Annotated in this window: 26 protein-coding genes; 18 read left to right on the top strand and 8 right to left on the bottom strand. The window is 60.1% G+C overall.

What is annotated here, in order from left to right; genetic code table 11:
* Window positions 1–130: 130 nt before the first annotated feature.
* Genes tusD through HBH25_RS00230 form a run of 5 tightly spaced genes read left to right on the top strand, consistent with a single transcriptional unit; the run spans window position 131 to window position 2,507 of the window.
* Window positions 131–523: a sulfurtransferase complex subunit TusD gene (gene tusD, locus HBH25_RS00250; RefSeq protein ID WP_168080346.1), complete on the top strand. Its 393-nt coding sequence runs from the start codon at window positions 131–133 to the stop codon at window positions 521–523.
* A gap of 1 nt (window position 524) precedes the next feature.
* Complete coding sequence (gene tusC / locus HBH25_RS00245) at window positions 525–884, top strand: sulfurtransferase complex subunit TusC (RefSeq protein WP_168080344.1); 360 nt, start codon at window positions 525–527, stop codon at window positions 882–884.
* Window positions 884–1,177, top strand: a complete 294-nt coding sequence (tusB, locus tag HBH25_RS00240; protein ID WP_168080342.1) for a sulfurtransferase complex subunit TusB — start codon at window positions 884–886, stop codon at window positions 1,175–1,177. The genes tusC and tusB overlap by 1 nt, the downstream gene beginning before the upstream one ends.
* A complete protein-coding gene (locus tag HBH25_RS00235) occupies window positions 1,174–1,509 on the top strand; it encodes a TusE/DsrC/DsvC family sulfur relay protein (protein ID WP_168081393.1) in 336 nt (111 codons plus the stop codon). The genes tusB and HBH25_RS00235 overlap by 4 nt, the downstream gene beginning before the upstream one ends.
* Window positions 1,506–2,507 carry a glycosyl transferase family protein gene (locus HBH25_RS00230; protein ID WP_168080339.1) on the top strand — a complete coding sequence of 334 codons (1,002 nt, stop codon included), beginning with the start codon at window positions 1,506–1,508 and terminating at the stop codon, window positions 2,505–2,507. Before HBH25_RS00235 ends, HBH25_RS00230 begins: the two co-directional genes overlap by 4 nt.
* Here the strand turns inward: HBH25_RS00230 and cysG are convergent.
* Genes cysG through HBH25_RS00200 form a run of 6 tightly spaced genes read right to left on the bottom strand, consistent with a single transcriptional unit; the run spans window position 2,504 to window position 10,381 of the window.
* Window positions 2,504–3,889, bottom strand: coding sequence for a siroheme synthase CysG (gene cysG, locus HBH25_RS00225; protein WP_168080337.1), 1,386 nt, complete (start codon window positions 3,887–3,889; stop codon window positions 2,504–2,506). The two genes, HBH25_RS00230 and cysG, sit on opposite strands and share 4 nt — an antisense overlap.
* Window positions 3,890–5,170, bottom strand: a complete 1,281-nt coding sequence (gene serS, locus HBH25_RS00220; RefSeq protein WP_168080335.1) for a serine--tRNA ligase — start codon at window positions 5,168–5,170, stop codon at window positions 3,890–3,892. It abuts the gene before it with no gap.
* 16 nt (window positions 5,171–5,186) lie between these two features.
* On the bottom strand, window positions 5,187–5,561 hold the full coding sequence (gene crcB, locus HBH25_RS00215) for a fluoride efflux transporter CrcB (protein WP_168080333.1): 375 nt from the start codon (window positions 5,559–5,561) through the stop codon (window positions 5,187–5,189).
* A complete protein-coding gene (locus HBH25_RS00210; protein WP_168081391.1) occupies window positions 5,558–6,883 on the bottom strand; it encodes a replication-associated recombination protein A in 1,326 nt (441 codons plus the stop codon). Before HBH25_RS00210 ends, crcB begins: the two co-directional genes overlap by 4 nt.
* A gap of 15 nt (window positions 6,884–6,898) precedes the next feature.
* Entirely contained in the window at window positions 6,899–7,522 is a 624-nt protein-coding gene (lolA, locus tag HBH25_RS00205) for an outer membrane lipoprotein periplasmic chaperone LolA (protein ID WP_168080331.1), read from the bottom strand.
* A 51-nt stretch (window positions 7,523–7,573) separates the two neighbouring features.
* Window positions 7,574–10,381, bottom strand: a complete 2,808-nt coding sequence (locus HBH25_RS00200) for a DNA translocase FtsK (protein WP_168080329.1) — start codon at window positions 10,379–10,381, stop codon at window positions 7,574–7,576.
* 422 nt (window positions 10,382–10,803) lie between these two features.
* Here HBH25_RS00200 and aat point away from each other — a divergent pair, with 422 nt between their 5' ends.
* The 3 genes from aat to infA all read left to right on the top strand — a co-directional run bounded on the left by aat (window position 10,804) and on the right by infA (window position 12,567).
* On the top strand, window positions 10,804–11,484 hold the full coding sequence (gene aat / locus HBH25_RS00195; protein ID WP_168080327.1) for a leucyl/phenylalanyl-tRNA--protein transferase: 681 nt from the start codon (window positions 10,804–10,806) through the stop codon (window positions 11,482–11,484).
* A gap of 57 nt (window positions 11,485–11,541) precedes the next feature.
* Window positions 11,542–12,249 (top strand): arginyltransferase, encoded by a 708-nt coding sequence (locus HBH25_RS00190; protein WP_168080325.1) that lies wholly within the window; start codon window positions 11,542–11,544, stop codon window positions 12,247–12,249.
* Between the two features lie 99 nt (window positions 12,250–12,348).
* Complete coding sequence (gene infA / locus HBH25_RS00185) at window positions 12,349–12,567, top strand: translation initiation factor IF-1 (protein WP_002553999.1); 219 nt, start codon at window positions 12,349–12,351, stop codon at window positions 12,565–12,567.
* Between the two features lie 98 nt (window positions 12,568–12,665).
* Here infA and clpA read toward each other — a convergent pair whose 3' ends face one another.
* Both clpA and clpS read right to left on the bottom strand, forming a co-directional pair.
* Window positions 12,666–14,936 (bottom strand): ATP-dependent Clp protease ATP-binding subunit ClpA, encoded by a 2,271-nt coding sequence (gene clpA / locus HBH25_RS00180; protein ID WP_168080323.1) that lies wholly within the window; start codon window positions 14,934–14,936, stop codon window positions 12,666–12,668.
* 30 nt (window positions 14,937–14,966) lie between these two features.
* Window positions 14,967–15,374, bottom strand: a complete 408-nt coding sequence (gene clpS / locus HBH25_RS00175) for an ATP-dependent Clp protease adapter ClpS (protein WP_168080321.1) — start codon at window positions 15,372–15,374, stop codon at window positions 14,967–14,969.
* A 225-nt stretch (window positions 15,375–15,599) separates the two neighbouring features.
* On the opposite strand from clpS, the gene cspD reads away from it, so the two are divergent.
* The 10 genes from cspD to aceA all read left to right on the top strand — a co-directional run bounded on the left by cspD (window position 15,600) and on the right by aceA (window position 26,535).
* Complete coding sequence (gene cspD / locus HBH25_RS00170; RefSeq protein ID WP_168080319.1) at window positions 15,600–15,851, top strand: cold shock domain-containing protein CspD; 252 nt, start codon at window positions 15,600–15,602, stop codon at window positions 15,849–15,851.
* 358 nt (window positions 15,852–16,209) lie between these two features.
* On the top strand, window positions 16,210–18,435 hold the full coding sequence (locus HBH25_RS00165) for an NADP-dependent isocitrate dehydrogenase (protein WP_168080317.1): 2,226 nt from the start codon (window positions 16,210–16,212) through the stop codon (window positions 18,433–18,435).
* Between the two features lie 60 nt (window positions 18,436–18,495).
* A complete protein-coding gene (locus HBH25_RS00160; RefSeq protein ID WP_168080315.1) occupies window positions 18,496–18,936 on the top strand; it encodes an NUDIX hydrolase in 441 nt (146 codons plus the stop codon).
* 68 nt (window positions 18,937–19,004) lie between these two features.
* Window positions 19,005–20,150, top strand: a complete 1,146-nt coding sequence (gene mnmA, locus HBH25_RS00155; protein WP_168080313.1) for a tRNA 2-thiouridine(34) synthase MnmA — start codon at window positions 19,005–19,007, stop codon at window positions 20,148–20,150.
* Entirely contained in the window at window positions 20,147–20,773 is a 627-nt protein-coding gene (gene hflD / locus HBH25_RS00150; protein WP_168080311.1) for a high frequency lysogenization protein HflD, read from the top strand. Before mnmA ends, hflD begins: the two co-directional genes overlap by 4 nt.
* Before the next feature lie 103 nt (window positions 20,774–20,876).
* Window positions 20,877–22,247, top strand: coding sequence for an adenylosuccinate lyase (gene purB / locus HBH25_RS00145; protein WP_168080309.1), 1,371 nt, complete (start codon window positions 20,877–20,879; stop codon window positions 22,245–22,247).
* Window positions 22,248–22,323: 76 nt separating this feature from the next.
* Window positions 22,324–23,490 (top strand): ribosomal protein uL16 3-hydroxylase, encoded by a 1,167-nt coding sequence (locus HBH25_RS00140; RefSeq protein ID WP_168080307.1) that lies wholly within the window; start codon window positions 22,324–22,326, stop codon window positions 23,488–23,490.
* Window positions 23,483–23,908 (top strand): GNAT family N-acetyltransferase, encoded by a 426-nt coding sequence (locus HBH25_RS00135; RefSeq protein WP_168080305.1) that lies wholly within the window; start codon window positions 23,483–23,485, stop codon window positions 23,906–23,908. Before HBH25_RS00140 ends, HBH25_RS00135 begins: the two co-directional genes overlap by 8 nt.
* A gap of 83 nt (window positions 23,909–23,991) precedes the next feature.
* Window positions 23,992–24,732: a secretin N-terminal domain-containing protein gene (locus tag HBH25_RS00130; protein WP_168080303.1), complete on the top strand. Its 741-nt coding sequence runs from the start codon at window positions 23,992–23,994 to the stop codon at window positions 24,730–24,732.
* Between the two features lie 477 nt (window positions 24,733–25,209).
* On the top strand, window positions 25,210–26,535 hold the full coding sequence (gene aceA / locus HBH25_RS00125; RefSeq protein WP_168080301.1) for an isocitrate lyase: 1,326 nt from the start codon (window positions 25,210–25,212) through the stop codon (window positions 26,533–26,535).
* The last annotated feature ends 178 nt before the right edge of the window (window positions 26,536–26,713 follow it).

The raw sequence follows: 26,713 nt of genomic DNA, 5'->3' as shown, positions 1-26,713 counted from the left end.
GCGCTGCGTTGCATCGCAACCCCCGCCCTGTGCGGGGGTTTTTGTTTAGGGGCATTAGGGCTGGCGTGTGTAGCGGGCTTTTTTCAACACGAGGGATTAGAATCAGGCCGTTACTCTGATCGAGGCTGTCATGAAATTCGCCATTGCGGTGTTCTCTCCCCCCTATGCTCCAGCCACTCGCAGGGCGTTGCGCTTTACCGAGGCGGCGCTGGCGGCAGGGCATGAAATCGTGCGGGTGTTTTTCTACGGCGAAGGCGTGCATAACGCATCGGCCAACCTGGTGGTGCCTCAAGATGAACAGAACATCGGCGCGCAATGGCAGGCCTTGATACACGCACATGCCCTTGATGGTGTGGTCTGCATTGCAGCAGCCTTGCGCCGGGGGGTGCTAAACACTGAAGAAGCTACCCGCTGGGCGCGGCCTGCCGCCAATGCAGTGGCCACGCTGGAACTGTCGGGCCTGGGCCAGTTGCACGAAGCCGTGCAGGGCGCTGATCGTTTGATGTGCTTTGGAGGCGATTGATATGGCCAGGTCCCTCTTGATGGTTAGCCGTCGTGCCCCCTGGTCAGGCCTTGGCGCACGGGAAGCATTGGACATTGTACTGGCAGGGGGCGCTTATGAGCTTCCTCTGGCCATGCTGTTCATGGACGATGGCGTGCTCCAGCTGGTCAAGGGCCAGGCCCCCCAGCTGCTGGAGCAGAAAAACCTCGGTGCGAACCTGCAAGCCCTGCCCTTGTTCGGCATAGAAGCCCTGTTCGTATGTGGTGCCAGCCTGGCCGAGCGTGGCCTAAGCGCAGAACACCTGGCGCTGGATGCACGCATTCTGCAAGCCAGTGACCTGGCAATGTTGTTCAACCAATACAACGAGGTAATCACCCTCTGATGGCAACCTTGCATGTGGTCTCCAGCCCGCCGTCCACCGATAGCCGCTTGAACAGCTGTCTGCGAGTGCTGGGCCCCGGCGATGCCCTGCTCTTGTGCGGAGAGGCGGTGCAGGCATTGCGTGAGCCTAGCCCTATGGCGCAAACACTGAGTGCCCTGCCCGCTGGCGCCCTGTATGCGCTAGGCGAGGACTGCGACGCGCGTGAGCTTGAGCAAACCCTGGCACACCAAGTGGACTACACCGCCTTTGTGGCGCTGTCATTGGCCTATGACCGTGTAAACACATGGCTATGAACCTGTTGCACTTGGGCGGCCGGGACATTGCTGTCGATAAGCAAGGGTTTCTGCTGGACCTTAGCGATTGGTCCCCGGCGGTTGCCAGGGCACTGGCCGAAGGGGAAGGCATTACACTTACACCTGCCCACGAGGAAGTACTGGACGTGCTCAGGCGCTTCTATGCCGAGTTTCAGCTCTCGCCCGCGACCCGGCCACTGGTCAAGTACGTGGCCCTTCACCTGGGGGCGGAAAAAGGCAACAGCGCTTACCTTAACCATCTCTTCAAAGGCACCCCCGCCAAGCTTGCCGCCAAGCTCGCGGGCCTGCCCAAACCGGCGAATTGCATATGACCACCCTCGAATCCCTTCGCCTCACAACCCCAGAAGAACATCCTTTTGCCGAGTTCGTGCGCATTCTGGGCAAGGGCAAGCGCGGCGCTCGCCCATTGACACGCGAAGAGGCGGCCCGAGCCATGGGCATGGTGCTGGATGGGCAGGTAGAAGCCACCCAACTGGGTGCGTTCCTCATGCTGTTACGCCACAAGGAAGAAAGCGCGGAAGAACTGGCAGGGTTCACCGAAGCCGTGCGCGCACGTGTGGCGGCCCCCGCCTTGAACGTGGACCTGGACTGGCCTTCCTATGCGGGCAAAAAGCGGCACTTGCCGTGGTACACACTGGCCGTAAAGTGCCTGGGCCTGAACGGCCTGCGGATTTTCATGCACGGCGGCGGCGCCCATACGGCCGGCCGGCTGTACACCGAGCACCTGCTGGGCGACCTGGGGATTCCCCTCTGCCGCGATTGGGCCCAGGTAGGCCACGCTCTGGATACCACGGGAGTGGCCTTTGCGCCGCTGTCAGACTGGGCCGGCCCGCTTCAACACATGATCGACCTGCGCAATACCCTTGGCCTGCGCTCCCCTATCCATTCATTGGCACGGGTGTTGAACCCACTGAGCGCACGCTGTGGCTTGCAGAGCATCTTCCATCCCGGTTACCAGCCTGTTCATCGTGAGGCCAGCCGGTTGTTGGGCGACACCTCCATCGTGATCAAGGGCGATGGTGGTGAGCTTGAGGTGAACCCGGACGCGGCCTGCCACCTGTATGGGGCACAGGGCGGGGAAGCCTGGGATGAAGAATGGCCGCAGCTGTCTACCCAGCGCCACCTCAAGCCTGGCTTCCTCGACCCCGCACAGTTAGCCGCCGTATGGCGACGGGAAACCGAAGACCGCTATGGCGAACTTGCCGTGGTGGCAACCATGGCCCTAGCCCTGCGCGGCTTGGGCAGCCCACGTGACGAGGCCTTCGAGACCGCACGTACATGGTGGGCACAACGTGACAGCGCTGCTTAAGCGCTGCCTTCGAACCAGGCCAGTTTTTCCCTGAGCAGGACCACTTCACCCACGATGACCAGCGTTGGCGCATGCACTTCATGGCGTGCGACCAGCGCTGGCAAATCCGCCAGGGTGCCGGTAAACACGCGCTGGTGTGCCGTAGTGCCCTGCTGGATAAGCGCAGCTGGCGTATCAGGCGAACGACCATGCCGGATCATGCCTTCGCAGATAAGCGGCAGCCCCACCAGCCCCATGTAGAACACCACGGTTTGCGCAGGCGCCACCAGGTCGCTCCAGGGCAGGTCTGTGCTGCCATCCTTGAGGTGGCCCGTGACGAAGCGCACCGACTGGGCGTAATCGCGGTGAGTGAGTGGAATACCTGCATAGGCTGCGCACCCACTGGCTGCCGTGATGCCGGGCACCACCTGGAAGGGAATGCCATGTGCTGCCAGCTCCTCGATTTCCTCGCCACCCCGGCCGAAGATAAAAGGATCACCGCCTTTCAAGCGCACCACCCGTTTGCCCTGCTGGGCCAGGTCAACCAGTTGCCGGTTGATCTGGTCCTGGGGTAACGCATGGTCAGCCCGGCGCTTGCCCACGTAGACACGCTCGGCATCACGCCGACACAGGTCCAGAATGGCAGGTGCCACCAAGCGATCGTAGAGCACCACGTCAGCTTGCTGCATCAGGCGTAAGGCCTTGAAGGTGAGCAGGTCTGGATCTCCAGGGCCCGCGCCTACAAGGTAAACCTCACCTGGCGCATGGGGGGGTGCACCTTCCACCCGTTCAGCCAGCATCCGGGCTGCTTCGGTGGCTCGCCCCGCCAATTGCCGCTCGGCGATGGGCCCCTGGAAGACTTCCTCCCAGAACGCACGCCGCTGAGTCACGTCGGGAAAGCGCTGCTTGACCCGGTCTCGAAAACCGGCAGCCAGCTTGGCCAAGGCACCGTAGGTGGGAGGAATCCAGGTTTCCAGCCGGGCACGGATCAAGCGGGCCAGCACGGGCGCGTCGCCTCCGCTGGACACGGCGACCACCAACGGGGAACGGTCGACGATGGCTGGGAAGATCACCGTACACAAGGCCGGCGCATCCACCACGTTGACCGGGATGCAGCGATCCTGGGCATCGGCAGACACCTGGGCATTAAGGGGCGTATCGTCCGTGGCCGCGATGACCAACACACAATCGGCCAGGTCTGCCACGGCATACCCGCGCTCATGCACCTCACCGCCGCTATCCCGTACCAGCACGGCCAAGTGGCTGTCGACCGCCGGTGCAACGACCCGCAGCCGCGCACCCGCTTCGGCAATCAGCCGAGACTTGCGAAGGGCGATTTCGCCCCCTCCCACCACCAGTACAGTTCGCCCGGTGAGCTTGTGAAATAGCGGCAGGTAGTCCATTTAGCCAATGACCTCAAGGCCAGCCATATAGGGTTTGAGCACCTCAGGCACACGAACCGAACCATCGGCCTGTTGGTAATTCTCCAGCACGGCCACCAGGGTACGGCCTACTGCCAGGCCTGAGCCGTTGAGCGTATGAACCAGCTCAGGCTTGCCGGTTTCCGGGTTGCGCCAACGGGCCTGCATGCGCCTCGCCTGGAAATCACCGGTGTTGGAGCAGGATGAGATTTCCCGGTATTTGTCCTGGCTGGGCACCCACACTTCGAGGTCATAGGTTTTGACAGCGCTGAACCCCATGTCCCCGGTGCACAGCGACAATACGCGGTAAGGCAGTTCAAGTGCCTGCAGTACGCGCTCGGCATTGGCTGTCAGGCTTTCAAGGGCCTCCATGGATCTGGCCGGTTCCACCACCTGCACCATTTCCACCTTGTCGAACTGGTGCTGGCGGATCATGCCGCGGGTATCACGGCCCGACGCACCTGCCTCGCTGCGGAAGCAGGGGGTATGGGCGACCAGCTTGAGCGGCAAGGCCTTGGCGTCGAGGATCTGATCGGCTACCAGGTTGGTGAGCGAGACCTCGGCCGTTGGAATCAGGTACAGGTCTGCCTCACCTTCGCGGGCGATCTTGAACAGGTCTTCCTCGAATTTTGGCAACTGCCCGGTGCCTTGCAGCGCCGGCGCCTGAACCAGATAAGGGGTATAGGCTTCCTCATAGCCGTGCTCGGCCACGTGAAGGTTGATCATGAACTGGGCCAGCGCGCGGTGCAGCCGGGCGATAGGGCCCCGCAACACGGCGAAGCGGGCGCCGGAGAGACGCGCAGCACTTTCGAAATCCAGCCAGCCGAAGCGCTCGCCCAGTGCCACATGGTCCTGCACCACGAAATCAAAGGTCGGTGGCGTGCCCCAGCGGCGCACTTCCACGTTGTCGTCTTCGTCCTTGCCCACGGGGACAGAGGCGTCCGGCAGGTTTGGCAGCCCTAGCAGGATGCTGTCCAATTGGGCCTGGATATCATCCAGCTCGCTTTTGCCCTGGGCCAGCTCCTGCGCCATACGCTCAACATCGGCCATTAGCGGCGCAATGTCTTCGCCTCGGGCCTTGGCTTGCCCGATGGACTTGGAACGACTGTTGCGCTCGGCCTGCAATTGCTCGGTGCGGGTCTGCACCACCTTGCGCTGGGCTTCCAGCGCTTCGATGCGCGCAACATCCAGGGCAAAGCCGCGGGTTGAAAGGCGCTCGGCAACATCATGCAATTGGCCGCGTAACAGTTTTGAATCGAGCATGTAGGGTTCTCGTTGATCAGAGTTTTGTCAGGTACAGGCCTGCCCAGGTTGCCAGCAGGCCGCCGAACACACTGGCAACGGCATAGCCGATTGCCAGGGGCACCTGCCCGTTGTCCAGTAGGCGCAATGTGTCCAGGGAGAAGGATGAAAACGTGGTCAGCCCACCCACAAAGCCCACGATCAGCCCGGCTTTGAGGTAAAGCGGCGCATCAGGTCGCGTCAGAAACGCACCATAAAGATAGCCAATGACCAGGCAACCGACGATGTTTACCGCCAAGGTTCCCATGAAAAAATGCCGAGGGTAATGAGCTGTGACCCAATACCCTGTGGCGAACCGTAGCAGGCCACCTAGAATCCCGAAAAGACCTACAGACACGATCACAGGAATCATGGCTTTCTCCGTTGCAAGGGGCTGGCCTGATCTAGTTCGGCAAGGTGCCGAAGCTTTTCACCAATTTTCAGCTCAAGGCCACGGGGCACCGGTTGGTAATAATGCCGTGGCGCCATGCTTTCAGGGAAGTAGTCTTCACCGGCAGCATAAGCATCCGGTTCGTCATGGGCGTAACGGTAGTGCTCGCCGTAACCCAGTTGCTTCATCAGTTTAGTAGGGGCGTTGCGCAAGTGCAGCGGTACTTCCTGGGAACCCAGGGCTGCAGCATCCGCCTTGGCGGCTTTGAATGCCGTGTATACCGCATTGCTCTTTGGCGCGCAGGCCAGGTACACGATGGCCTGGGCCACAGCCAGTTCGCCTTCAGGGCTGCCCAGGCGCTCTTGTACGTCCCATGCCGAGAGGCACAGTGCCAGCGCCCTTGGATCTGCGTTACCGATGTCTTCGCTGGCCATGCGCACTACGCGACGGGCGATGTACAACGGGTCGCAACCACCATCCAGCATGCGGGCATACCAGTACAGCGCGCCATCGGCGTTAGAACCTCGCACCGACTTGTGCAGCGCGGATATCTGGTCGTAGAACGCCTCGCCACCCTTGTCGAAGCGCCGGCGGGTATCCCCCAGCAGGCTCTGCAACAGCTCGGTACCGATTTCTTCACCGTCTTCGACCAAGTCGGAGGCGTTCTCCAGCAGGTTGAGCAAGCGCCGGCCATCGCCGTCGGCCGCAGCCACGAGTAGCAAGAAAGCACTTTCACCGAGGGTAAGGCGGCGGCTGCCCAGGCCGCGTTCTTCAGTTAACGCCCGCTGCGCCAACTGTCGCATCGCGGCTTCGTCCAGGCTTTTGAGCACATACACCCGGGCCCTGGACAGCAACGCATTGTTGAGTTCGAAGGAAGGGTTCTCGGTGGTAGCGCCTACAAAAATAAGCGTCCCATCTTCAACGTAAGGCAGGAATGCGTCCTGCTGAGACTTGTTGAACCGGTGCACTTCATCTACGAACAAGAGCGTGCGGCGGCCGTACTGGGCAGCCTGCTGCCGCGCCATGTCCACGGCGTGGCGTATTTCCTTCACCCCCGCCAGCACGGCGGACACGGTTTCGAAATGGGCGTCGGACACTTTTGCCAGCAACTGGGCCAGGGTGGTTTTGCCCACGCCCGGTGGCCCCCAGAAGATCATGGAATGCAAAGCACCCTGCTCAAGGGCCTCGCGCAAGGGTTTGCCACGTGCCAGCAAATGGCCCTGCCCCACGTACTCATCCAGTGTGCTGGCGCGCAGCCTGGCCGCCAGAGGCTGGGCCGGCGGCGGCGAGCTGAACAGGTCCACCACGACAGCAGTACCTTATTCCTGAATCACGTCGGCACCCTTGGGGGGAACGAACGTAAACTTGCTGGCAGGCACGGGCTCGTTGGCCTTCACATTCATGAACAGAATATTGGTGCGCTGGCCCACCCCATCGATCAACTGCATGTCGTTGATCAAGCCACGGCGGAACGACAAGCGCAGGGAGTCGAACAAGGTATCCTTGGTTTTGGGCTTGAGCACGAAGTCGATCACATCACCGGCTTCCTTATAGGTGATGTCAAAGCTTTGGCTGATTTTCGATACATCACCGGACAGTAACAGCGCAGGGGTTTGTGTCAGCCGCTGGTCCAGGGTTTTGATGGTGACCTGCTCAAGGTCTGGGTCCCAGAGCGACACCTTTTTGCCGTCGGACACCATCAGCTGTTCTTGGGGCGCATCGGTGTGCCAATTGAACAGGCCAGGGCGCTGAAGGGCCATTTCGCCGCTGGTTTCCTGCAACTGCGTGCCGCCGCCGTCGAGGGTGAGCTGAGAGAAACGCCCGGTCAGGGTTTGGGATTTTTCCAGTAGCTGAGTCAGGGACTTCACTGCCTGGTCATCTGCCAAGGCAGACAGGCTGGTCATGGCCAGCGCAGATACCAACAACATGCGAATCAGGCGCATGGTAATCCTCGTGTCAGGTAAGCGAACCGGCGCCCTTACAGGCGCCAGTGATCAGTCGCGGGACGGGCCGGGCGCAATGACGTCACGGCTGCCGTTGGTATTCATGGGGGTTACCACCCCTGCCATTTCCATGGCTTCGATCATACGGGCAGCACGGTTATAGCCGATCTTGAGCTTGCGTTGAACGGAGGAAATTGACGCCCTGCGGCTTTCCAGTACGAAAGCCACGGCTTCGTCATACAGAGCATCGCTTTCGCTGTCATCTCCATCGCCACCGCCTGATCCCTCAAACCCTGCACCACCGCCCTCCTCGACACCATTGAGGATGTCGTCGTTATAGTCCGGGGTGCCGCGCTGTTTCCAGGCTTCCACTACCCGGTGGACTTCATCGTCGGACACAAAGGCGCCGTGTACCCGGATCGGCAAGCTGGTGCCTGGCGGCATGTACAGCATGTCCCCATGACCAAGCAATTGCTCGGCCCCACCTTGATCGATAATGGTCCGGGAATCGATCTTGCTCGACACCTGGAACGCCATACGGGTAGGGATGTTGGCCTTGATCAGGCCAGTGATCACGTCCACCGAAGGGCGCTGGGTCGCCAGGATGAGGTGAATACCGGCTGCCCGCGCTTTCTGTGCGATACGGGCGATCAGCTCTTCCACCTTCTTGCCCACGATCATCATCATGTCGGCAAATTCGTCCACGACGACCACAATGGTCGGCAGGGTCTTCAGCAAGGGGGCTTCGTCTTCCATGCTTTCACGACGGTAGAGGGGATCGCCCAATGGGTAACCAGCCTCCTCGGCATCCTTGACCTTGCGGTTGAAGCCCGCCAGGTTACGTACCCCCATGGCCGCCATCAGCTTGTAACGGCGCTCCATTTCCGCAACGCTCCAGCGCAGGGCATTGGCGGCGTCCTTCATATCGGTAACGACTGGGCACAATAGGTGCGGAATGCCTTCATAGATGGACAATTCCAACATCTTGGGGTCGATCATGATCAAACGGGCGTCTTCAGGCGACGACTTGAACAGGATCGACAAGATCATCGCGTTCACACCCACGGACTTACCAGAGCCGGTCGTGCCCGCCACCAGCAGGTGTGGCATCTTGGCCAGGTCGGTAATGACCGGTTTGCCGCCGATGTCGTGCCCCAGGGCCAGGGTAACCGGTGAGGGCGCCTCATCGAACTGCGGTGTGGACAACACCTCCGAGAAGCGCACGATCTGGCGATCCTCGTTGGGAATCTCGATCCCTACGGTAGTTTTGCCAGGGATGACTTCAACTACACGAACGCTGGTCACTGCCAGGGAGCGTGCGAGGTCTTTCGCCAGGTTGGAGATCCGGCTCACTTTCACGCCAGCCGCCGGCTGAATTTCATAGCGGGTGATCACCGGACCAGGGTGTATCGAATCCACCAGCACCTCGACACCGAATTCCTTGAGTTTGATCTGAAGGAGCTGGCCTACGCCCGCCAGGGACTCGGGTGAATACTGGACTTCCTTCTTCTGTACCGGGTCCAGAATGGACAGCGGTGGCAGCGTGCCCTGCAGGGTCGCGTCCACCTTCGTGGGCTCAGGCTTGTGAAGGAAAGCCGGCCGTGGCGGCTCGACCCTGGGGGCCGGTGGCGCAACGGCAGGCGGGTGAGCCGAAGGCGCGACAATGGGTGGCATCGCCGGGGCGGCCACTTGGGCAGGCATGCGCTCGGCTACTACGCGGGGTGCTTCAAGCACAGGGTCCCGGTCTGTAGCCGAGAAACTTTCGAACGTTTCGTCCTCGTCTTCGTCGTCCCATGGCATGCGCGAGGCAACGACCGGGGCATGGTGCTGAATGGCAGACGGCACGGGCGTGGGCGCTTTGACCGCTGTCGCAGGCACGGCCGCTGGCGTGAAAGCGGGCACGGGTACAGGCGCTGGCGGCGGCACGGGTGCGGACACCACAGGCGCAGGGGCAACGACAGAAGGCGGTGGAACGATGACCGGCGCACGTACCGTGGGAGGTGGCGCTTGGAAGCGTGGCTGATACACCGGTTCCTGGCGCGCAGGAGTAGCCGTTGCAGGCACTGCCGCCGGTGAAGGTTTGGCGTCTACACGGGGCTCCATACGGGGCTCCATTCGGCCCTCGTTGCGAGGTGCTGCAACCTCATCAGGCGCTTCAGGCACGTAAGCCGTTTCCTTGGGACGCAACCGCGCCACAAGCTTGCGCTGCTCGGTACGTTCAGCCCACCAGCGGCTGGCAGCGCCCGTTACCAGCTCGAACAGGTCGAGGGTGATCTTGCCCGTGGTGTCCATGACCCGAAACCACGACAGGTCTGTAAATACGGTAAGGCCGAACAGGAACAAGGCAATGAACAGCAATGTGCTGCCTTGGACGTTCAAGGCATTACGCGCCAGGTCGCCCAGGCTCTCGCCCAGGGCACCCCCTGACGACGCCGGCAGGTTGGTGGCTGAATGGAAGTGCAGGTGCGCCAGCGCAGCGCCGGAAAGCACCAGGAACACCAGGCCGATCAGCCGCCAGGAAAACAGCCAGCCACTCCACTGCCACGCCTGATGCCGCTCCCGAAAGATCTGCCAGGCCTTCACGCCAAGCAGTAATGGGAAAATATAGGCAAAGTAGCCTAGCACCATGAACAGGATATCCGCAGCGTACGCGCCGGCGCGGCCTGCAGCATTCTGCACCTGGTCCGCACTGGTGGCAGTGTGGCTCCAGCCGGGGTCACCCTGGTCATAGGTAAGCAGTGCCATCCACAAATAGAGGCACAACGCTGCTATTGCGATGAGCGCGCCTTCCTTCAAGCGGTAGTTGATCTGCTGCCGCCAGAGAGGCACGGGGACGGGTTTTACAGTGGACTTCTTCAAAACGCATTCTTTCCTGCGCGGGGCGCGCGATCAGAGGGCTGTATCGCGGCCGGTTCCGTTCATGGCCGACTATTGTACGGATTTACAGTACCAATGTCATAGGGTGGCCATTGGCTACCTCACAGGCGCGCTGACGGGCGTTCAGCCCAGGGCGTAAGCCACTTTACAAGGCAATGAGGTAGGCCTCGATTTCACCACGCTTTACCTGTGCTGACAAAGGCTTAAGTGAATAAATTGCGCAACTGCGCGAAGCTTCATGGACTTGTTTCATCCGGCCCGGTTCCCTGTGCCTTCCGGCCATGCAAAACAGCCGCCCCTTAGCACCTCTCGATGCTCACCCGGCAAATGGCCACCGTCGACGCTGGCACTTGGTTGGCGCAATACTGCCCTCCTCCCTTGTCGACCATTGTTACAGCCCCACCATGCTGACCTGGCTTACCCGAGACGATCTTACCTTTCCTCCCCTTGATCGCGCCCTGCGCGACCCAAACGGCCTGCTGGCCGCTGGAGGTGATCTAAGCCCTGAGCGCCTGATAGCGGCCTATAGACATGGCTGCTTCCCTTGGTATGAACAAGGCCAGCCGGTGTTGTGGTGGTCCCCAGACCCACGCATGGTGTTGCTGCCGGAAGCGCTCCACGTATCGCGCAGCCTGCGAAAGGTAATACGCGAAGAACGATTCAAGGTGACACTTGATAAGGACTTCCCCGCCGTGATCCGTGCGTGCGCTGCGCCACGCGCCTATGCTCAGGGCACCTGGATTACACCTGCCGTTGAACAGGCCTACGTAGACCTGCATGGGCGCGGGATCGCCCATAGTGTAGAAGCCTGGCAGGGCGATGAATTGGTGGGAGGGCTGTATGGCATCGCCATGGGGCGGCTGTTTTTTGGAGAGTCCATGTTCAGCCGAGTAACGGAGGCTTCGAAAGTGGCTTTCGTTACGCTGGTGGAGCATCTTCAACAGGCCGGCTTTGTATTGATCGACTGCCAGATGCATACCCGTCACCTGGAGAGCTTGGGTGCAAGGGAAATCAGCCGCTCAGCATTCGCACAGTACCTCGATACCTATCTTGATGCTCCAGCCGCGGTCTGTTGGGCCAGGTAGGCGAGTTGCTCTGCGCTGGCTTACACTCCACCTGTAAGCTCATAAAGAGGGTTGGCCATGACCGAGTTGGCGCGCTTGAAGTTTTATGCCACTCAACCTCACACCTGCAGCTACCTGCCGGATGAACAGGCAACCACATTGTTTCTGGACCCCAGCCAGCCGATGGACACGGGCCTGTATGCCGACTTGTCGGAGCTCGGCTTCAGGCGAAGTGGGGACCACCTGTACCGCCCTCACTGCCAGCGCTGCAATGCCTGTGTTCCTGCCCGCATCCCGGTCGTGCGCTTTCAGCCCAGCCGCCAGCAAAAACGTATTTTCAAACGTAATGCCGACCTTCAAGTGACGGCTGCCCGCCCCCGGTACACAGAAGAGTATTTCGACCTGTACAGGCGCTATATCGAGCAGCGCCATTCGGACGGAGACATGTACCCGCCTAGCCGTGATCAATTTGCGACGTTCCTGGTGCGCGACCTGCCTTTTTCCCGCTTCTACGAGTTCCGTGCAGGTGAGCGCCTGCTTGCAGTGGCCGTCACTGACCTCTTGCCCAATGGGCTGTCGGCGGTCTACACCTTCTACGAACCTGAGGAGGAACGCAGGAGCCTTGGGCGTTTCGCCATTTTGTGGCAAATCGGTGAAGCGCTACGCCTGGAATTGAATGCTGTGTACTTGGGGTATTGGATCAAGAACTGCAAAAAAATGAATTACAAGACCCAATACCGGCCTATCGAGCTGCTGATAAATCAAAGGTGGGTGCTGCTGAACTGAAGCCCGTGGCGCACGGTCTGTTTTTCGGGCACACTATGCGCCGGTTTTGCCTGGCGCAGTTGCACCGGGCCACTTACTGGATACCGAGGGCTTTACTGCATGTCGAAAGAAGACAGCTTCGAAATGGAAGGCACTGTCGTCGACACCCTGCCCAACACCATGTTCCGCGTGGAGTTGGAAAACGGGCACGTCGTTACCGCGCATATTTCTGGAAAAATGCGCAAGAACTACATCCGAATCCTTACTGGCGATAAAGTCCGTGTGGAACTTACCCCCTACGATTTGAGCAAGGGCCGGATCACCTACCGCGCTCGCTGACACGCTCAAAAACGAAAAAGCCCGGCAATAACAGCCGGGCTTTTCGTTTGCACCTGGAAAAAGTACAGGCGCCGGAGTAAACCTCCAGCGCCTGTGGGTCAGGCCATTTCCACCGTTGTCTCGAAGTCGAAGGTCATTTCGCCTTCCTTGACATCGATGTGAACAACACCCCCATGCTCTGCAAGCTCACCGAACAGGATTTCCTCGGCCAGGGGCCGCTTGATCTTGTCCTGGATAAGCCTTGCCATTGGGCGAGCACCCATCTGAACATCATAGCCACTGGCAGCCAGCCAGCTACGAGCAGCCTCAGAGACCTCCAGCAGTACCCGCTTGTCTTCCAGCTGGGCTTGAAGTTCGGTAAGGAACTTGTCAACGATGCTTTTGATAACCTCGTGACTCAAGCGGCCAAACTGAATGATGGTATCCAGGCGGTTGCGGAACTCAGGTGTGAAGCTCTTGCGGATCACTTCCATGGCATCGGAAGAATGATCCTGGTGGGTGAAGCCAATGGACGCCCGTGCAGCCGTTTCGGCGCCCGCGTTGGTGGTCATGATCAGGATGACGTTACGGAAGTCCGCCTTGCGGCCGTTGTTATCCGTGAGCGTGCCGTGGTCCATGACCTGCAGCAACAGGTTGAACACTTCCGGGTGAGCCTTTTCGATCTCATCCAACAGCAACACACAGTGAGGCTGCTTGGTGATGGCTTCTGTCAAGAGGCCACCTTGGTCGAACCCTACATAACCCGGCGGGGCACCAATCAGGCGTGACACTGTATGGCGCTCCATGTATTCAGACATGTCGAACCGCACCAGCTCAATCCCCAGCGCCTTGGCCAACTGGCGTGCCGCTTCCGTCTTGCCCACACCGGTCGGGCCTGCGAACAGGAACGAACCGACAGGCTTGTCAGGTGCCTTGAGGCCGGCCCGAGAGAGCTTGATGGCGGTCGACAGCGAGTCGATGGCCGCATCCTGACCGAACACGGTCAACTTCAGGTCACGCTCCAGGTTGCGCAACAATTCTTTGTCGGACGTGCTGACGTGTTTTGGGGGGATGCGTGCAATCTTGGCAATGATGTCTTCAACCTGCGCTACGTCGATGCGCTTGACACGCGCCTCCACCGGTTGCAGGCGCTGGTAGGCACCCGCTTCATCGATAACGTCGATGGCCTTGTCAGGCATGTGACGATCATTGATGTAGCGCGAGGCCAGCTCTGCAGCAGCGCGAAGGGACTCATCGCTGTACTCGATGCTGTGATGCTGTTCGAAACGGTTCTTGAGCCCCCGCAGGATGCCGATGGTGTCTTCAACCGAAGGCTCGCTGACGTCGACCTTCTGAAAACGGCGTGCCAGTGCGCGATCTTTTTCGAAGATCCCACGGAATTCCTGGAAAGTGGTTGAACCGATGCAACGGATTTCACCCGATGACAGCAGCGGCTTGAGCAGGTTGGAGGCATCCATTACCCCACCCGAAGCAGCACCCGCGCCGATGATGGTGTGAATTTCATCGATGAACAGGATGGCTTGAGGGCGTTTGCGCAACTCGCCCAGCAAGGCCTTGAAGCGCTTCTCGAAATCGCCGCGGTATTTGGTGCCGGCAAGCAGCGCGCCCAGGTCAAGGGAGTACACCACGCTATTGGCGAGCAGGTCTGGCACCTGGCTGTCTACGATGCGCTTTGCCAGGCCTTCGGCAATGGCGGTTTTACCCACCCCCGCCTCGCCCACCAGCAGCGGATTGTTCTTACGCCGCCGCGCCAGGATCTGTGCAACGCGTTCAACTTCGGTTTCACGGCCCACCAAGGGGTCGATACGGCCCTGACGAGCCAGCTCGTTCAGGTTGCTGGCGTAGGCATCGAGCGGGTTGCTGGATGACGAAGACTCTCCACCTTCCTCATCCTGCATTTCCTGCTCACCCTCGGACTGTTCACCATGCCCAGGCACCTTGGAAATACCGTGAGCGATGTAATTCACAACGTCAATGCGAGCAACGCTCTGCTGCTTGAGCAGAAATACGGCTTGGCTTTCCTGCTCGCTGAAGATGGCGACAAGCACGTTGGCGCCAGTCACTTCCCGCTTGCCGGAGCTCTGAACGTGGAACACTGCACGCTGAAGCACGCGCTGGAACCCCAGCGTGGGCTGGGTTTCGCGATCTTCATCATGAACAGGGATCAATGGCGTGGTGGAGTCTATGAACTCCTGAAGGTCATGCTTGAGCTTATCAAGGTTGGCACCGCATGCCCGTAACACGGTAGCGGCGGCTTCATTGTCCAATAGGGCCAGCAAAAGGTGCTCGACCGTCATGAATTCATGACGTTTCGACCGAGCTTCCTTGAAGGCCAGATTGAGGGTGACTTCGAGCTCGCGGTTTAACATTGCTTCACCTCATAACCCAAGTGGCCGGATTCAACCGTCCTTCTCGATTTCACAGAGTAGCGGATGCTGGCTGTCCCTGGCGTGTTGATTGACCTGCATGGCCTTCGTTTCCGCGATGTCCCTGGTGTACAGCCCGCAGACTGCACGCCCTTCCGTATGTACCGCCAGCATCACCTTGGTCGCCAGCTCGCGATTCAGGTTGAAGAACAGCTCCAGCACCTCTACCACGAAATCCATCGGGGTGTAATCGTCGTTGAACAGCACCACCTTATACATCGGCGGCGCCTGCAGCGCCGGCTTGGACTCCTGCAACGCCACGCCTGCTGAATCATCATCCAGAGGAGCAGCGTCGTCCGGGCCGAGCCTGCCTGACCGAGGCTGATCAAGGCCTGGCCGTTCCTGCTTGAAGGTTAGTCGAATATGATTGATTGCATGCATTTCGGAAGTGTTCGTCGTTAGGCGAGTGAAGGTGTGTGGTTAGACGTGTGTCCAGAATGATACTCGGCCGCCGCATGACCTTGACTATCGGCAAAACGGTGTTACAAACAGTAGAGCCCACATTGGGTAAGAAAGGTCCGCACAGTCAAATTAATTTTTCGGCCGATGCGTGAACCGCGGTGGATGATACTCCAGAGATGGGGTCCTTTGCAGAGGGATATGAGTATGGCAAGCGGTAAAGTCAAGTGGTTCAACAATGCTAAGGGGTTCGGGTTCATCATCGAGGACGGGAAGGACGAGGATCTGTTCGCCCATTTCTCGGCCATCAAAATGGAAGGCTACAAAACGCTCAAGGCAGGGCAACCCGTTAAATTCAATATCATTCAAGGTCCCAAGGGCATGCACGCCGTGGACATTTCATCGGTAACCGAGACGGCTACCCTCTCCACCCCCGCGTCTTCAACTTCGCACGCCTGACGCAGCGCCTTACCCGGTGACTGGTTACCCCTCCGGGGTGGCCAGTCCTTCTTCGCTTTCCCCTCCCTGCCCCCCCCTCCCAGGCACTGTGCCGAACCTAGGTGCGCCTTTCCACGGGTTTGATATACTCCGCCGGTGACCATGGAGTCATAGCGGCGCCTTACCCTATGCAAGTGTCGCCACCGGTAAACGTGAACCCGTTCGGGCCCGTACCTTGGCCCGGCCGTTTGACGCTCGACTGATGCACCCAACATCACCGCACGGCCTCTCGACTTTCGTCGCATCACTTACGCCGAAAGCGCCTATCCCGCGCAACGAGATGCTTAGCATGCTCAGCAAAACAGAGAGTTAACCCCACATGCCCACCCGATCCAAGATCATCTATACCTTCACCGACGAAGCCCCTGCCCTCGCCACCTATTCCCTGCTGCCTATTGTCGAGGCGTTCACCAAGACCGCCGACATCGCGGTGGAAACGCGCGACATTTCGCTCGCTGGCCGCATTCTCGCGGCATTCCCCGAGCGCCTTGGAAAGCAGGCCGTCGCTGACGACCTCGGTGAACTTGGCACCCTGGCCACCACGCCAGAGGCCAACATCATCAAGCTGCCGAACATCAGCGCTTCGGTGCCGCAGCTGAAGGCCGCGATCAAGGAACTGCAGGCCAAGGGCTTCGACGTCCCGGACTACCCGGATGCCGCCGACAGCGACGACCTCAAAGACATTCGCAACCGCTACGACAAGATCAAAGGCAGCGCCGTGAACCCGGTGCTGCGCGAAGGCAACTCCGACCGTCGCGCACCGCTGTCGGTCAAGAATTATGCCCGCAAGCACCCACACAAAATGGGTGCCTGGGCCAGCGACTCCAAGGCCCATGTGGCCCATATGGACAACGGCGACTTCTACGGCAGCGAAAAAGCAGCCTTGATCGGCGCCGATGGCGCTGTTCGCATCGAACTGGTCGGCAAGGACGGCAACACGACTGTCCTGAAGGAAAAAACTACCGTTCAGGCCGGTGAGATCATCGACAGTGCCGTGATGAGCCGCAAGGCCCTGCGCGCATTCGTCGCAGCCCAGATCGAAGATGCCAAGGCTCAGGGCGTACTGTTCTCGGTCCACCTGAAGGCCACCATGATGAAGGTCTCGGACCCAATCATGTTCGGCCAGTTCGTGGAGGAGTATTACAAGAGCGCATTGACCAAGCACGAGGCTGTGCTGGCGGGCGCCGGCTTCAACAGCGGTAACGGCATCGGCGACCTGTATGCCCGCATCAAGTCGCTGCCTGCCGAGAAGCAGGCAGAGATCGAAGCGGACATCCAGGCCGTATACGCCGCGCGCGCTGCGGTGGCCATGGTCAACTCCGACAAAGGCATCACGAACCTTCACGTGCCTAGCGACGTGATCGTCGATGCCTCGATGCCGGCCATGATCCGTGATTCGGGCAAGATGTGGAACGCCGAAGGCCAGCTTCAAGATGCCAAGGCTGTGATCCCGGACCGCTGCTACGCCACCATCTACCAGGCCGTGATCGAGGACTGCAAGGCCCATGGCGCCTTCGACCCAACGACCATGGGCAGTGTGCCTAACGTTGGCCTGATGGCTCAGAAAGCCGAAGAATACGGCTCCCACGACAAGACCTTCCAGGTGAAGGCCGATGGCGTGGTGCGCGTAGTGGCCGCCGATGGCGCTGTGCTGATGGAGCAACCGGTCGAGGCCGGCGATATCTTCCGCATGTGCCAGACCAAAGACGCACCGATTCGCGACTGGGTCAAGCTGGCGGTCAACCGTGCCCGTGCCAGCAGCACCCCGGCCATTTTCTGGCTGGACGCTGCCCGCGCCCACGATGCCGCACTGATCACCAAGGTACAGGCCTACCTCAAGGACCACGACACCAACGGCCTGGATATCCAGATCCTTACGCCGGTCGAGGCCATGAAACTGTCCCTGTCACGCATCCGTGAAGGCAAGGACACCATTTCGGTCACAGGCAACGTGCTGCGCGACTACCTGACCGACCTGTTCCCCATCATGGAACTGGGCACCAGCGCCAAGATGCTGTCCATCGTGCCCCTGATGAATGGCGGTGGCCTGTTCGAAACCGGTGCTGGCGGTTCTGCTCCCAAGCACGTTCAGCAGTTCAACGAAGAAGGCTTCCTGCGCTGGGATTCCTTGGGCGAATTCCTGGCCCTGGCAGCGTCGCTGGAGCACTTGGCGACCACTTACGGTAACGCCAAGGCACAGGTACTGGCCGACACCCTGGACCAGGCCACCGGCAAGTTCCTGGACACCAACAAGTCGCCTTCTCGCAAGGTGGGCGGTATCGACAACCGCGGTAGCCACTACTACCTGGCGACCTATTGGGCCCAGGCCCTGGCCGAGCAAACCACCGACAGCGACCTGCAGGCACGCTTCAAGCCGCTGGCCGAGACCCTTACTGCCCAGGAATCGACCATCGTCGACGAACTGAACAGTGCTCAAGGGGCGCCCGTGGACATCGGCGGCTACTACTTCGCGACACCGGAGCTGGCCAGCAAGGCCATGCGCCCAAGCGCGACGCTCAATGAGGCCATCGCTTCGCTGAAGTAAAACGCGTTTCAGCCCCGGCCCAGGCCGGGGTTTTTTATTTTCCAACCTTTTGGATTTCTTATGACCTGGCAACCCCATATCACCGTTGCGACGGTAATCGAAGACGACGAGGGGCGCTTCCTTTTCGTGGAAGAACATAAAGGTGGCCGCTTGGTGCTCAACCAGCCCGCTGGCCACTTTGAAAAAGGCGAAACCCTGCGCGAGGCGGCGTTGCGCGAAACCCGTGAGGAAACCGCCTGGGAGGTCGAGCTAACCGGTGTTGTAGGCATTTACCTGTATACGGCCCCCCACAACGGTGTGACCTACCAACGCGTCTGCTTCAGCGCCCGCCCGTTGCGGCGGCACGATCACCCGCTGGACCGCGATATTACTGCCACCCATTGGCTGACTCGGGATGCAGTGGCGGCAGACCCGGCCCGCTGGCGCAGCGACCTGGTGCTGCGCTGCCTGGACGATTACCTGGCAGGCCCGGTTTATCCGCTGGACGTTGTTCGCGACTAACACCCTTTTCCCAGCGCGGCCCGGGCCTGCTAGAATGTCGCGCTTTTCACCAGAATGTTCCCAAGCCCATGCGTGAGCCTGCCCTCTCCGATCCCTACAAGGATCCTCGTAATACGCGCGTGATCGTCGGCATGTCCGGCGGCGTCGATTCGTCCGTTTCCGCCCTGCTTCTGCTGCAACAAGGTTTTCAGGTAGAAGGCCTGTTCATGAAGAACTGGGAAGAAGACGACGGTACCGAGTACTGTACTGCCCGCGAGGACCTGGCCGATGCCCAGGCCGTGTGCGACAGGCTCGGTATCGCGCTGCATACCGCCAACTTCGCAGCCGAATACTGGGATAACGTGTTCGAGCACTTTCTGGCCGAATACAAGGCAGGGCGCACCCCTAACCCGGACATCCTCTGCAACCGGGAAATCAAGTTCAAGGCCTTCCTGGACTATGCCCTGAGCCTGGGCGCAGACCTGATCGCCACGGGGCACTATGTGCGGCGACGGGATCGGGACGGCGTGACCGAGCTGCTCAAGGGCCTGGACCCGAACAAGGACCAAAGCTATTTCCTCCATGCTGTAGGCGGCGAGCAGATTGCTCGCACGCTGTTCCCGGTGGGCGAGCTGGAAAAACCCGAGGTTCGTGCCATTGCCGACCTGCACGGGCTGGCCACCGCAAAGAAAAAGGATTCCACTGGTATCTGCTTTATAGGCGAGCGCCGCTTCAGCGATTTCCTCAAGCAATACCTGCCTGCGCAGCCTGGCGAGATCAAGACGACCGCCGGGGACGTGATCGGCCGCCATCACGGGTTGATGTACCACACCATTGGCCAGCGGCAAGGTCTGGGCATCGGCGGCCTTCAAGGTGCAGGCGATGAGCCCTGGTACGTGCTGGCCAAGGACTTGTCCACCAATGAGTTGATCGTAGGCCAAGGCAACGACCACCCTTGGCTGTTTGCAGAATCATTGCAGGCGTCGGCTATTTTCTGGGTCAACCCTGTGGACCTTTCCAGCCCCCGCCGCCTCACGGCCAAGGTGCGCTACCGCCAGGCCGACCAGCCTTGCACACTGACGCTGGGCGCCCATGGCTACACCGTAACCTTCGATGAGCCACAGCGTGCGGTCACGCCCGGCCAATCGGTAGTGTTCTATGACGGTGAGATTTGCCTGGGTGGCGGCGTGATCGAAACGGTTCAGTCTGCCGCACAGCAGAGTGCGGCAGCATGAGCAGCCGCCAGGAACAACTCATGGCGCTGGGTGCGGTTTTCCAGGCCGCCGTGCTGGTGGACCGCCTGGCGAAAACCGGGCAGATCACCGAAGGCGAACTGGGCGGCATGCTGGGTACCCTGCTAGTGCGCGACCCGAAAGACACCCTTGACGTGTTCGGCGGCAATGACAGCCAGCTACGTGAAGGGTATCGCGCCCTGGCGGCAGCCCTCGAACGGGACCCTGCCAGCCTGCAGCGCGAACCCTTGCGCTACGCCTTGTCCATGGTGACCCTGGAACGCCAGCTGGAAAAGCGCCCTGCCATGCTGGAGGTCATCGGCAAACGCCTGCCGCAGATCCAGGCACAGGTCGAGCACTTCGGCATCGCCCACGAAAACGTGGTAGCCGCCAGTGGTGCCCTGTACCAGGACACGCTGAGCACCTTGCGCCAGCGCATCCAGGTACAAGGTGACATGCGCCACTTGCAGCAGCCCAACAACGCCTCGAAGATCCGCGCTCTGCTGCTGGCTGGCATCCGTTGCGCACGGCTGTGGCGCCAGTTGGGCGGGCATCGCTGGCAGCTGCTGTTTTACCGGCGCAAGTTGCTCAGCGAGCTGTACCCTTTGCTTCGCGGCAACGACTGATTGTAACGGCCACAGCGCCCACTGGCGGATCCGCCAGCGGGCCTGATGGTTTTTCATGTATGCTATGCGCCCTTTTCGTTGCCCGACTGCCCGAGAACACCCCATGCAGCTTTCTTCGCTCACTGCGGTTTCCCCTGTTGACGGCCGCTACGCCGGCAAAACCGAGGCCTTGCGCCCCATCTTCAGCGAATACGGCCTTATTCGTTTTCGTGCCCTCGTCGAAGTACGCTGGCTGCAGCGCCTGGCTTCCCATGCGCAAATCCCCGAAGTGCCGCCGTTTTCAGAAGGTGCCAATGCCCTGCTGAACGAACTGGCCACCGGCTTTGCCGTGGAGCATGCCGAGCGTGTGAAAGAGATCGAACGCACGACCAACCATGATGTGAAAGCCATCGAGTATTTGCTCAAGGAGCAGGCCGAGCGGTTGCCAGAGTTGGCCAAGGTCAGCGAATTCATCCACTTTGCCTGCACCAGCGAGGACATCAATAACCTGTCCCATGCGTTGATGCTGCGTGAAGGCCGCGATACCGTGCTGCTGCCCCTCATGCGCCAGATCGCCGGTGCCATTCGCGAGCTGGCCCACCGTTTCGCCGACGTGCCAATGCTGTCACGCACTCACGGCCAGCCCGCCTCCCCCACAACGCTGGGCAAGGAACTGGCGAACGTGGTGTATCGCCTGGAGCGGCAAATCACTCAGATCGCTGCCGTTCCGCTGCTGGGCAAGATCAACGGTGCCGTGGGCAACTACAACGCCCACCTTTCGGCCTACCCGGACATCGACTGGGAAGCCAACGCCCGTGCCTTCATCGAGGGCGAACTGGGGCTGGTGTTCAACCCCTACACCACTCAGATCGAGCCGCACGACTACATCGCCGAACTGTTCGACGCTATCGCCCGCTTCAATACCATCCTGATCGACTTCGATCGTGACGTGTGGGGCTATATCTCCCTGGGTTACTTCAAGCAGCGCACCATCGCCGGCGAGATTGGCTCCTCGACCATGCCGCACAAGGTCAACCCCATCGACTTCGAGAATTCCGAAGGCAACCTGGGCATCGCCAATGCGCTGTTCCAGCACCTGGCCAGCAAACTCCCGATTTCCCGCTGGCAGCGCGACCTTACGGACTCCACCGTGCTACGCAACCTGGGCGTGGGCTTTGCCCATAGCGTGATTGCCTACGAAGCCAGCCTCAAGGGCATCGGCAAGCTGGAAATCAACGCCCAGCGTATTGCTGCCGACCTGGATGCCTGCTGGGAAGTACTGGCAGAACCCATCCAAACGGTGATGCGCCGCTACAACATCGAGAACCCTTACGAGAAGCTCAAGGAGCTGACCCGTGGCAAGGGTATCTCTGCCCAAGCCTTGCAGGAGTTCATCGAGGACCTGGACATGCCAGACGCTGCCAAGGCAGAACTCATTCGCCTGACGCCCGCCACCTATATTGGCAATGCAGCAGAACAGGCACGCCGTATCTGACCTGTACGGCTCGAGAGCGCCCGGCCTGGCCGGGCGTTTTTTATTCAATGTCTCTACTTTTTTCAAAGAGTTAACCATGGCTTCCAATAAACCACTTCAACTGCTGGGCGGCCTGACCGCGCAGGAATTCCTTCGCGACTATTGGCAGAAGAAGCCTTTATTGGTGCGCCAGGCGTTTACGGACTTTGAAAACCCCATCAGCCCTGATGAGTTGGCAGGCCTGGCGCTGGAAGACGAAATCGAGTCCCGGCTTGTGCTCGAACACGGTGAGCACCCTTGGGAGCTGCGCCGCGGGCCCTTTGCAGAGGATGCCTTCGCCACCCTGCCCGCCAAGGACTGGACCCTGCTTGTGCAGGCCGTGGACCAGTTCGTACCAGAGGTGAGCGCCCTGCTCGAACCCTTCCGTTTCCTGCCCACCTGGCGCATTGACGACGTGATGATCAGCTACGCGGCACCCGGCGGTGGCGTAGGCCCGCACTTCGATCACTACGATGTGTTCCTGTTACAGGGCCTAGGCCAGCGTACCTGGCGTGTGGGGCAGATGTGCGACTCGGACAGCCCTTTGCTTGAGCACGCCGACCTGCGCATCCTCGCAGGCTTCGAGGAAACCGACAGCTGGACGCTCGAACCAGGCGACATGTTGTACCTGCCCCCAAGGCTGGCTCACTTTGGCACGGCAGTGGATGATTGTATGACCTACAGCATCGGCTTCCGCGCCCCTAGCGCCAGTGAGGTACTGACCCACTTCACCGATTTCCTGAGCCAGTTCATCCCTGATGACGAGCGCTACAGTGATGCCGATATCGCACCGGCGGCCGACCCCAACCAGATTCAGCACGATGCGTTGGACCGCCTGAAAGGCCTGCTGGCCCAGCACATGAGCGACGACCGCCTGCTGCTCACCTGGTTTGGCCAGTTCATGACCGAGCCTCGCTATGCCGAACGGGTGGCCGGCAGCGAATTGGCCGAAGACGAGTTCCTTGATGCCCTGGCCCAGGGTGCCGTGATCATTCGTAACCCGAGCGCACGCCTGGCCTGGTCGGAAATGGGCAGCGAGCTGATGCTGTTTGCCAGCGGACAAAGCCGTTTGCTGCCCGGCAACCTGCGGCCTCTGCTGCAATTGGTGTGCTCTGCCGACGCCTTGCACCAGACCAACCTGGGGCCATGGCTGAAAAACGACGAAGCGGTGACGCTGCTCAACCAGTTGATGATACAGGGCAGCCTGGGGTTCGCCGATGAATGACCTACGTGTGCGCCTTGCAGACTGGCACCGCGACTATGCCGACATTCACCGCATCCGCGAAAGCGTATTCGTGGCTGAGCAAGCCGTAACGCCAGAGCAGGAATGGGATTCGGAAGACGACTCGGCCCTGCACTTCCTGGCCGAAACCGGTGGCTTTGCCATCGGGACCGCCCGGTTGTCCGCTGAGGGGTATATCGGCCGCTTGTCAGTGCTCAAGGATTGGCGTGGCCTTCACGTGGGCGATGCCCTGATGCAAGCCGTGATCGCCCAGGCCCAAGGCCGTGGCATCGGTGCACTCAAGCTCACGGCGCAGGTGCATGCCACGGCGTTCTACCAGCGGTTCGGCTTTGAAGTGGTCAGCGACGAATTCGTCGAAGCAGGCCTGCCCCACGTCGATATGCTTCGCCCCGTCACCTAAGAGGCTGGGATTCAACGGCTTCATCACCCGCAAGGCACAGCCGTGAGTCATACTCGTGGCCTAACCTTGCGGAGTAACTAGCCATGCCGCTACGCCCCTTGCTTCTCCTCCTATTGCTTGTATTCACCCCCCTTACACAAGCAGCCACCCAAGTGCTGGAACTGCATTACCGCACCAGTGACGAACTGCTGCCGCTGGTGCGCTCGTTTTTAGGCAACCAAGGTACCGTTAGCGCCCTAGGCAACCAATTGGTGGTGAATGCAGACCCTAGCAAGCTGGATGAACTCAGCGCCCTACTGGGGCGCATCGATGCCCCAGCACGAAGGCTGCTCATCAGTGTGGATACCAGTGACAGCAACCACAGCAGTGGCGCCGGCGCAGGCAATGGGCGGGTGATTCGCTACGGCACGGCCAACAGAACGGGCGGTGTGCAGCAGGTTCAAGCCAGCGAAGGCTCGCCAGCCCTGATACAGATTGGCCAGAGCGTCCCTTTGACTACCGGGCAGACGGACAGCTATGGCCGGCTGCAGACCCAGACCGAATACCGCAATGTCACCCAAGGCTTCTATGTGACCGCCAGTGTCACAGGCGAGACGGTTCATTTATCCATTAATACCAATAACGACCACATGAGCCAGGAGCGCCCGGACGTCATCAATGTTCAGAGCACCGGCACCCAGGTAAGCGGCCCCTTGGGCCAATGGATTACGGTGGCGGGTATTAACAGCCAGAGCCAGGCCGAGCGTAACGGCAGCACACGTTACTACGGTACCGCTGGCCGGGATGACATGACCCTCCGGGTAAGAGTGGACGCCCTGCCTTGAAAGGCCGACTCCAGAGCCTTTTAGTGACTTGCCAGTTCTGAATTATCAAAATTTGTAGTGCTTTATAAAAAGCACTACAAATCGTTTGACGCCTTATTTGCCCCTAGGCATGATGGCCTCGCTCCCGCTAATCAACGACCTTAAATAGAGATCTCCGGTACGTGCCCTTCCTATGCGAAGGGCCGTGCGTGCATCAGTACGGCCTAAAAAGGCATTTTTGTAGGTTGTGATGAAAGGGGCAGGCCTGAAAGGACACGTTCAGTCGCTGACAGGTTAGCCGGATGATGCAGTTTTGGAGTGAGCATAGAGCTGCACTACATGCCGCCTGTACCACGCCTTTTCCCGCGTTGACCGTAGCCTGGCCAAATGCATCTTTCGTTACACCTTGGCATTAGCCTGCTGTGCTGGTGGTGATTGGCGCCTGCCTTTCTGGTGGAGCTGGACATCCCCACAAGACCTATGCAAGAGGCTTACCCCATGGCACAGACACGCGAACAACAGATTGCAGCCCTTGAACAGGATTGGGCGCAAAACCCACGTTGGAAAGGGGTGAACCGAACCTACACGGCTGCTGATGTGGTACGCCTGCGAGGTTCGGTGCAGCCCGAGCACACCCTCGCCCGCCTGGGTGCTGAAAAGCTGTGGAAACTGGTGACCCAGGGTGCCCACCCGGCCTTTCGCCCAGACAAGGATTTTGTGAATTGCATGGGAGCACTCACAGGCGGGCAGGCTGTACAGCAGGTCAAAGCCGGCATTCAGGCCATCTACCTGTCCGGCTGGCAGGTAGCGGCCGACAACAACAGTGCAGAGGCCATGTACCCGGACCAATCCCTGTACCCAGTGGATTCGGTGCCAACGGTTGTCAAACGCATCAATAATGCGTTCCGGCGGGCAGACCAGATTCAATGGAAGGCGGGCAAAAACCCCGGCGACGAGGGCTATATCGACTACTTTGCACCCATCGTGGCCGATGCCGAAGCAGGCTTTGGGGGCGTACTCAATGCCTATGAATTGATGAAAAACATGATTGAAGCCGGTGCCGCCGGTGTTCACTTCGAAGACCAATTGGCGTCGGTGAAAAAGTGTGGGCACATGGGCGGGAAGGTGCTGGTGCCCACCCAGGAAGCCGTACAGAAACTGGTCGCCGCACGCCTGGCCGCAGACGTGGCCGGGGTGCCGACCATCATCCTGGCGCGCACTGACGCCAATGCGGCAGACCTGCTGACCTCGGATTGCGACCCTTATGACCAGCCTTTTGTCACAGGTACTCGCACACCCGAGGGCTTCTACAAGGTGCGTGCAGGCCTGGACCAGGCCATTGCTCGCGGCCTAGCCTACGCGCCTTACGCCGACTTGATCTGGTGCGAGACCGCCAAGCCGGACCTGGCAGAGGCCCGTCGCTTTGCCGAAGCCATCAAGAAGGAATACCCCGACCAGTTGCTCTCCTACAATTGCTCCCCTTCCTTCAACTGGAAGAAAAACCTGGACGACGCCACCATCGCCAGCTTCCAGCGCGAGCTGTCTGCCATGGGCTACAAGCACCAATTCATCACCCTGGCCGGCATTCACAACATGTGGCACGGCATGTTCTCGTTGGCCCACGACTATGCCCGTCATGACATGACTGCGTACGTGAAGCTTCAGGAGCAGGAATTTGCCGATGCCGCTAAAGGCTATACCTTTGTGGCGCACCAGCAGGAAGTAGGCACCGGGTATTTCGACGACATGACCACGGTGATCCAGGGCGGCGCCTCGTCCGTTACAGCCCTTACCGGGTCGACCGAAGAAGAACAGTTCCACTGAATCATGCCTGCCCTTGGTGTATAGGAATTTCAAACTTTCCTACACACCAAGTGAAGGCGCCCACCCTGGCGTAGCACTCTTCAGCGCCTCCCTACACCTTCGCCAGGCACTGCCCGCAGACCCGGCTGGCCAAAAGCCCAAAGTACCGGATCATCCGAAACTGCTTTTTCAGAGTGGG

This window comes from Pseudomonas quercus (assembly GCF_012033695.1).
Taxonomy (GTDB): Bacteria; Pseudomonadota; Gammaproteobacteria; order Pseudomonadales; family Pseudomonadaceae; genus Aquipseudomonas; species Aquipseudomonas quercus.
The sequence above is the reverse complement of the archived record's forward strand: the minus strand, read 5'-3'. Positions and strand labels throughout refer to the sequence as shown.